Origin of the sequence: Paraburkholderia sp. Ac-20336 (genome assembly GCF_017105025.1) — a bacterium.
Lineage (GTDB): Bacteria > Pseudomonadota > Gammaproteobacteria > Burkholderiales > Burkholderiaceae > Paraburkholderia.
The window spans coordinates 1-5,572 of record NZ_JAAGPS010000227.1; the positions used below are offsets into that span (position 1 = coordinate 1).

At 54.2% G+C, this 5,572-nt stretch carries 2 tRNA genes and 3 rRNA genes; all 5 read right to left on the reverse strand.

Annotation, left to right across the window (positions count from 1 at the left end):
• Positions 1-4: 4 nt before the first annotated feature.
• The 5 genes from rrf to GXB81_RS30285 all read right to left on the reverse strand — a co-directional run bounded on the left by rrf (position 5) and on the right by GXB81_RS30285 (position 5,372).
• A 5S ribosomal RNA gene (gene rrf, locus GXB81_RS30265) occupies positions 5-118 on the reverse strand.
• 263 nt (positions 119-381) lie between these two features.
• Positions 382-3,260, reverse strand: a 23S ribosomal RNA gene (locus GXB81_RS30270).
• 292 nt (positions 3,261-3,552) lie between these two features.
• Positions 3,553-3,628, reverse strand: a tRNA-Ala gene (locus tag GXB81_RS30275).
• 63 nt (positions 3,629-3,691) lie between these two features.
• Positions 3,692-3,768 (reverse strand) — tRNA-Ile (locus tag GXB81_RS30280).
• Between the two features lie 73 nt (positions 3,769-3,841).
• Positions 3,842-5,372, reverse strand: a 16S ribosomal RNA gene (locus tag GXB81_RS30285).
• Together the 16S, 23S and 5S rRNA genes with 2 tRNA genes alongside form the textbook arrangement of a ribosomal RNA operon.
• Between the last annotated feature and the right edge of the window lie 200 nt (positions 5,373-5,572).

Sequence of the window (5,572 nt, forward strand, 5' to 3'; positions counted from 1 at the left end):
AGGAGCCTGACGATTACCTACTTTCACACGGGCAATCCGCACTATCATCGGCGTGGAGTCGTTTCACGGTCCTGTTCGGGATGGGAAGGGGTGGGACCGACTCGCTATGGTCATCAGGCATGACGGGTTGCTGCGTCGCGGGTTTTCGCGCCACAGCCAATCGGGAAGAAGCGTAAAGGATTCGTGTGGGAGTTGCGTTGTTTCTGGCACAACATCGATCACTCAACCGCGTGTTCTGGTCACTCCTTCTGGAGTTCCAGCGTATCCCCTTCTTCGGGGATCGGACACCCGCAGGCGCTTTGCATGGGCCCGGCGCAAGTGCTGAAGCACTCACGCCGGCCGGCAGCTGAAGCACTAACGGTGTCGAGACACACCTGTTATAGGATCAAGCCTTACGGGCAATTAGTATCAGTTAGCTCAGTGCATTACTGCACGTGCACACCTGACCTATCAACGTCCTGGTCTTGAACGACCCTTCAAGGGGCTCGAAGCCCCGGGGATATCTCATCTTAAGGCGAGTTTCCCGCTTAGATGCTTTCAGCGGTTATCTCTTCCGAACATAGCTACCCGGCGATGCCACTGGCGTGACAACCGGTACACCAGAGGTTCGTCCACTCCGGTCCTCTCGTACTAGGAGCAGCCCCCTTCAAATATCCAGCGCCCACGGCAGATAGGGACCAAACTGTCTCACGACGTTTTAAACCCAGCTCACGTACCTCTTTAAATGGCGAACAGCCATACCCTTGGGACCGGCTACAGCCCCAGGATGAGATGAGCCGACATCGAGGTGCCAAACACCGCCGTCGATATGAACTCTTGGGCGGTATCAGCCTGTTATCCCCAGAGTACCTTTTATCCGTTGAGCGATGGCCCTTCCATACAGAACCACCGGATCACTATGACCTGCTTTCGCACCTGTTCGACTTGTCAGTCTCACAGTCAAGCACGCTTATGCCATTGCACTATCAGCACGATTTCCGACCGTACCTAGCGTACCTTCGTACTCCTCCGTTACACTTTGGGAGGAGACCGCCCCAGTCAAACTGCCTACCATGCACTGTCCCCAACCCGGATTACGGGCCAAGGTTAGAACCTCAAACAGATCAGGGTGGTATTTCAAGGACGGCTCCACGGAAACTGGCGTTCCCGCTTCACAGCCTCCCACCTATCCTACACAGACCGGTTCAAAGTCCAATGCAAAGCTACAGTAAAGGTTCATGGGGTCTTTCCGTCTAGCCGCGGGGAGATTGCATCATCACAAACACTTCAACTTCGCTGAGTCCCGGGAGGAGACAGTGTGGCCATCGTTACGCCATTCGTGCAGGTCGGAACTTACCCGACAAGGAATTTCGCTACCTTAGGACCGTTATAGTTACGGCCGCCGTTTACCGGGACTTCAATCAGGAGCTTGCACCCCATCATTTAATCTTCCGGCACCGGGCAGGCGTCACACCCTATACGTCCACTTTCGTGTTTGCAGAGTGCTGTGTTTTTATTAAACAGTCGCAGCCACCAGTTTATTGCAACCCCTTCACCCTTCTGGCGCAAGCCAGTCAAGCTACAGGGGCGTACCTTATCCCGAAGTTACGGTACCAGTTTGCCGAGTTCCTTCTCCCGGGTTCTCTCAAGCGCCTTAGAATACTCATCTCGCCCACCTGTGTCGGTTTGCGGTACGGTCTTGTTAAACTGAAGCTTAGAGGCTTTTCTTGGAACCACTTCCGATTGCTTCTTCACCGAAGTGAATGGCCTCGCACCCTTGAATTCCGCGCCCGGATTTGCCAAAGCGCCTTCTCCAATGCAAGGACCGGGACTTCCAACACCCGGACAACCTTCCGCGATCCGTCCCCCCATCGCATTTAACAATGGTGCAGGAATATTAACCTGCTTCCCATCAGCTACGCATTTCTGCCTCGCCTTAGGGGCCGACTCACCCTACGCCGATGAACGTTGCGTAGGAAACCTTGGGCTTACGGCGAGGGGGCCTTTCACCCCCTTTATCGCTACTCATGTCAGCATTCGCACTTCCGATACCTCCAGCACACTTTCCAGTGCACCTTCGCAGGCTTACGGAACGCTCTCCTACCATGCACATCAATGTGCATCCGCAGCTTCGGTATATGGCTTAGCCCCGTTACATCTTCCGCGCAGGACGACTCGATCAGTGAGCTATTACGCTTTCTTTAAAGGGTGGCTGCTTCTAAGCCAACCTCCTGACTGTTTTAGCCTTCCCACTTCGTTTCCCACTTAGCCATATTTGGGGACCTTAGCTGGCGGTCTGGGTTGTTTCCCTCTTGACACCGGACGTTAGCACCCGATGTCTGTCTCCCGTGATTGCACTCTTCGGTATTCGGAGTTTGCTATGGCGAAGTAATCCGCAATGGACCCCACAACCATGACAGTGCTCTACCCCCGAAGGTGATACACGAGGCACTACCTAAATAGTTTTCGGAGAGAACCAGCTATTTCCAGGTTTGTTTAGCCTTTCACCCCTATCCACAGCTCATCCCCTAACTTTTCAACGTTAGTGGGTTCGGTCCTCCAGCACGTGTTACCGTGCCTTCAACCTGGCCATGGATAGATCACCTGGTTTCGGGTCTACACCCAGCGACTAATCGCCCTGTTCGGACTCGCTTTCGCTACGCCTGCCCTAATCGGTTAAGCTCGCCACTGAATGTAAGTCGCTGACCCATTATACAAAAGGTACGCCGTCACCCCCGAAGAGGCTCCGACTGTTTGTATGCATGCGGTTTCAGGATCTGTTTCACTCCCCTCCCGGGGTTCTTTTCGCCTTTCCCTCACGGTACTGGTTCACTATCGGTCGATCACGAGTATTTAGCCTTGGAGGATGGTCCCCCCATCTTCAGACAGGATTTCACGTGTCCCGCCCTACTTCTCGTACACCCAGTTCTTCCATGCTGTTTTCGTCTACGGGGCTATCACCCGCTATGGCTGCACTTTCCAGAGCATTCGACTAACAGTACAGATAAAGAGTACAGGCTGATCCCATTTCGCTCGCCACTACTTTGGGAATCTCGGTTGATTTCTTTTCCTGCGGTTACTTAGATGTTTCAGTTCACCGCGTTCGCTTCACATGACCTATGTATTCAGTCATGGATACTCCATTAGGAGTGGGTTTCCCCATTCGGACATCTCCGGATCAAAGCTTGTTTGCCAGCTCCCCGGAGCTTTTCGCAGGCTACCGCGTCCTTCATCGCCTGTGATCGCCAAGGCATCCACCACATGCACTTGTTCGCTTGACCCTATAACAGGTATGTCTCTTCGCGAGACTCACCCGCTACAGGTTGAGTATTCGTGTTGCGCCGTATTCCAAGACGACCTTCCGATCGCCCTTAAAATACATCGATACAATCACAACCCTGATTCACCTACTCGCCTACCCATCTCTAAGTACGCTTTCGTGAATCTCTTTACTACTTCTTCCTGATTGTTAAAGAACGACAGCCGATTGCGAGTTGCCTCACATCGCTCTGACTGGCTCAATCGCCAATGCGCAACGCTCTGCACTCGTGCAGAACCCTGCGCATTGAAGATTGGTGGAGGATGACGGGATCGAACCGACGACCCCCTGCTTGCAAAGCAGGTGCTCTCCCAGCTGAGCTAATCCCCCAGTCATACTACAGATACGACTATCTGCCCGCACCCAGAGATCTGTCAGCACCACAGACAAAGATGGTGGGTCTGGATGGATTCGAACCATCGACCCCCGCCTTATCAAGACGGTGCTCTAACCGACTGAGCTACAGACCCCTGCGTCTGTCTGCGTTTCTTCTGCTAACCACAGCCGATAAGCGTGAGCACTTGATAGAGATGCTAGCTCTGGAAAGGAGGTGATCCAGCCGCACCTTCCGATACGGCTACCTTGTTACGACTTCACCCCAGTCATGAATCCCACCGTGGTAAGCGCCCTCCTTGCGGTTAGGCTACCTACTTCTGGTGAAACCCACTCCCATGGTGTGACGGGCGGTGTGTACAAGACCCGGGAACGTATTCACCGCGGCATGCTGATCCGCGATTACTAGCGATTCCAGCTTCACGCACTCGAGTTGCAGAGTGCGATCCGGACTACGATCGGTTTTCTGGGATTGGCTCCACCTCGCGGCTTGGCAACCCTCTGTTCCGACCATTGTATGACGTGTGAAGCCCTACCCATAAGGGCCATGAGGACTTGACGTCATCCCCACCTTCCTCCGGTTTGTCACCGGCAGTCTCCCTGGAGTGCTCTTGCGTAGCAACTAGGGACAAGGGTTGCGCTCGTTGCGGGACTTAACCCAACATCTCACGACACGAGCTGACGACAGCCATGCAGCACCTGTGTGATGGCTCCCTTTCGGGCACACCCAACTCTCATCAGGCTTCCATCCATGTCAAGGGTAGGTAAGGTTTTTCGCGTTGCATCGAATTAATCCACATCATCCACCGCTTGTGCGGGTCCCCGTCAATTCCTTTGAGTTTTAATCTTGCGACCGTACTCCCCAGGCGGTCAACTTCACGCGTTAGCTACGTTACCAAGCCAATGAAGGCCCGACAACCAGTTGACATCGTTTAGGGCGTGGACTACCAGGGTATCTAATCCTGTTTGCTCCCCACGCTTTCGTGCATGAGCGTCAGTATTGGCCCAGGGGGCTGCCTTCGCCATCGGTGTTCCTCCACATCTCTACGCATTTCACTGCTACACGTGGAATTCCACCCCCCTCTGCCATACTCCAGCGCTGCAGTCACCAATGCAGTTCCCAGGTTAAGCCCGGGGATTTCACATCGGTCTTACAGCACCGCCTGCGCACGCTTTACGCCCAGTAATTCCGATTAACGCTCGCACCCTACGTATTACCGCGGCTGCTGGCACGTAGTTAGCCGGTGCTTATTCTTCCAGTACCGTCATCCCCCTCCGGTATTATCGAAAGGGCTTTCTTCCCGGACAAAAGTGCTTTACAACCCGAAGGCCTTCTTCACACACGCGGCATTGCTGGATCAGGGTTGCCCCCATTGTCCAAAATTCCCCACTGCTGCCTCCCGTAGGAGTCTGGGCCGTGTCTCAGTCCCAGTGTGGCTGGTCGTCCTCTCAGACCAGCTACAGATCGTCGGCTTGGTAGGCCTTTACCCCACCAACTACCTAATCTGCCATCGGCCGCCCCTTGAGCGCGAGGTCTTGCGAGCCCCCGCTTTCCTCTCCCGAGCGTATGCGGTATTAATCCGGCTTTCGCCGGGCTATCCCCCACTCCAGGACACGTTCCGATGTATTACTCACCCGTTCGCCACTCGCCGCCAGGCCGAAGCCCGCGCTGCCGTCCGACTTGCATGTGTAAGGCATGCCGCCAGCGTTCAATCTGAGCCAGGATCAAACTCTTCAGTTCAAACCTGTTACTGTTTTCGGTTCATCTCTGAACCGGTCGCTCACTCAACGTACTGACGATGATTAACCTGTCTCTCAACAGGCAAACCTTCCTCTTTACTGTGTGAGACTCTTGATACTTTTGCCTCGACCCGATCCGAAGATCAGGTCCGCACCCCGCATCAAGCGCCCACACTTATCGGCTGTTGGTTTTTAAAGATC